Below are 3,092 nucleotides of genomic sequence, written 5' to 3'. Positions count from 1 at the left end.
AGCTTTTGTCAGATCGTTCTTTAAAAATTCGGATATGTGATAGAAATAGACTGAACACTACTTTCACTGGTAGTGGATCAGGCTAAGGTAAAATTTGTGATGTGCTCTTAACTGAGCAGCATGCGAATTTTCGGCGAATGTCGTCTTCACAGTATAACCAGATTGCTTGGGGTTATATGGTCAAGTGAAGAAGCGCATACGGTGGATGCCTTGGCAGTCAGAGGCGATGAAAGACGTGGTAGCCTGCGATAAGCTTTGGGGAGTCGGCAAACAGACTGTGATCCAGAGATCTCTGAATGGGGGAACCCACTCAGCATAAGCTGAGTATCTTGTACTGAATACATAGGTGCAAGAGGCGAACCAGGGGAACTGAAACATCTAAGTACCCTGAGGAAAAGAAATCAACCGAGATTCCCTTAGTAGTGGCGAGCGAACGGGGACCAGCCCTTAAGTTGGTTTGAGATTAGTGGAACGCTCTGGAAAGTGCGGCCATAGTGGGTGATAGCCCCGTACACGAAAATCTCTTATCAATGAAATCGAGTAGGACGGAGCACGAGAAACTTTGTCTGAATATGGGGGGACCATCCTCCAAGGCTAAATACTACTGACTGACCGATAGTGAACTAGTACCGTGAGGGAAAGGCGAAAAGAACCCCGGAGAGGGGAGTGAAATAGATCCTGAAACCGTATGCGTACAAGCAGTGGGAGCCTACTTGTTAGGTGACTGCGTACCTTTTGTATAATGGGTCAGCGACTTATATTCAGTGGCGAGCTTAACCGAATAGGGGAGGCGTAGCGAAAGCGAGTCTTAATAGGGCGTTTAGTCGCTGGGTATAGACCCGAAACCGGGCGATCTATCCATGGGCAGGTTGAAGGTTAGGTAACACTGACTGGAGGACCGAACCGACTACCGTTGAAAAGTTAGCGGATGACCTGTGGATCGGAGTGAAAGGCTAATCAAGCTCGGAGATAGCTGGTTCTCCTCGAAAGCTATTTAGGTAGCGCCTCATGTATCACTGTAGGGGGTAGAGCACTGTTTCGGCTAGGGGGTCATCCCGACTTACCAAACCGATGCAAACTCCGAATACCTACAAGTGCCGAGCATGGGAGACACACGGCGGGTGCTAACGTCCGTCGTGAAAAGGGAAACAACCCAGACCGTCAGCTAAGGTCCCAAAGTCATGGTTAAGTGGGAAACGATGTGGGAAGGCTTAGACAGCTAGGAGGTTGGCTTAGAAGCAGCCACCCTTTAAAGAAAGCGTAATAGCTCACTAGTCGAGTCGGCCTGCGCGGAAGATGTAACGGGGCTCAAACCATGCACCGAAGCTACGGGTATCATCTTATGATGATGCGGTAGAGGAGCGTTCTGTAAGCCTGTGAAGGTGAGTTGAGAAGCTTGCTGGAGGTATCAGAAGTGCGAATGCTGACATGAGTAACGACAATGGGAGTGAAAAACTCCCACGCCGAAAGACCAAGGTTTCCTGCGCAACGTTAATCGACGCAGGGTTAGTCGGTCCCTAAGGCGAGGCTGAAAAGCGTAGTCGATGGAAAACAGGTTAATATTCCTGTACTTGCAGTTATTGCGATGGAGGGACGGAGAAGGCTAGGCCAGCTTGGCGTTGGTTGTCCAAGTTTAAGGTGGTAGGCTGAAATCTTAGGCAAATCCGGGATTTCAAGGCCGAGAGCTGATGACGAGTTGCCTTTAGGCGACGAAGTGGTTGATGCCATGCTTCCAAGAAAAGCTCCTAAGCTTCAGATAACTGGGAACCGTACCCCAAACCGACACAGGTGGTTAGGTAGAGAATACCAAGGCGCTTGAGAGAACTCGGGTGAAGGAACTAGGCAAAATGGCACCGTAACTTCGGGAGAAGGTGCGCCGGCGAGGGTTAAGGACTTGCTCCGTAAGCCCATGCCGGTCGAAGATACCAGGCCGCTGCGACTGTTTATTAAAAACACAGCACTCTGCAAACACGAAAGTGGACGTATAGGGTGTGACGCCTGCCCGGTGCCGGAAGGTTAATTGATGGGGTTAGCGCAAGCGAAGCTCTTGATCGAAGCCCCGGTAAACGGCGGCCGTAACTATAACGGTCCTAAGGTAGCGAAATTCCTTGTCGGGTAAGTTCCGACCTGCACGAATGGCGTAACGATGGCGGCGCTGTCTCCACCCGAGACTCAGTGAAATTGAAATCGCTGTGAAGATGCAGTGTATCCGCGGCTAGACGGAAAGACCCCGTGAACCTTTACTATAGCTTTGCACTGGACTTTGAATTTGCTTGTGTAGGATAGGTGGGAGGCTTTGAAGTGGGGACGCCAGTTCTCATGGAGCCATCCTTGAAATACCACCCTGGCAACTTTGAGGTTCTAACTCAGGTCCGTTATCCGGATCGAGGACAGTGTATGGTGGGTAGTTTGACTGGGGCGGTCTCCTCCCAAAGAGTAACGGAGGAGTACGAAGGTGCGCTCAGACCGGTCGGAAATCGGTCGTAGAGTATAAAGGCAAAAGCGCGCTTGACTGCGAGACAAACACGTCGAGCAGGTACGAAAGTAGGTCTTAGTGATCCGGTGGTTCTGTATGGAAGGGCCATCGCTCAACGGATAAAAGGTACTCCGGGGATAACAGGCTGATACCGCCCAAGAGTTCATATCGACGGCGGTGTTTGGCACCTCGATGTCGGCTCATCACATCCTGGGGCTGAAGCCGGTCCCAAGGGTATGGCTGTTCGCCATTTAAAGTGGTACGCGAGCTGGGTTTAGAACGTCGTGAGACAGTTCGGTCCCTATCTGCCGTGGACGTTTGAGATTTGAGAGGGGCTGCTCCTAGTACGAGAGGACCGGAGTGGACGAACCTCTGGTGTTCCGGTTGTCACGCCAGTGGCATTGCCGGGTAGCTATGTTCGGAAGAGATAACCGCTGAAAGCATCTAAGCGGGAAACTTGCCTCAAGATGAGATCTCACTGGGATCTAGAATCCCCTAAAGGGCCGTCGAAGACTACGACGTTGATAGGTTGGGTGTGTAAGCGCTGTGAGGCGTTGAGCTAACCAATACTAATTGCCCGTGAGGCTTGACCATATAACACCCAAGCAATTTGCTC

General features: G+C 51.1%; 1 rRNA gene. It reads left to right on the top strand.

The features are described 5' to 3' along the window. Positions 1-178 precede the first annotated feature (178 nt). Positions 179-3,070 (top strand): 23S ribosomal RNA (locus CKW22_RS27135). Positions 3,071-3,092 lie beyond the last annotated feature (22 nt).

It is taken from the genome of Pseudomonas sp. Irchel s3f19 (assembly GCF_900187555.1).
GTDB lineage: Bacteria > Pseudomonadota > Gammaproteobacteria > Pseudomonadales > Pseudomonadaceae > Aquipseudomonas > Aquipseudomonas capeferrum.
The sequence above is the reverse complement of the archived record's forward strand: the minus strand, read 5'-3'. Positions and strand labels throughout refer to the sequence as shown.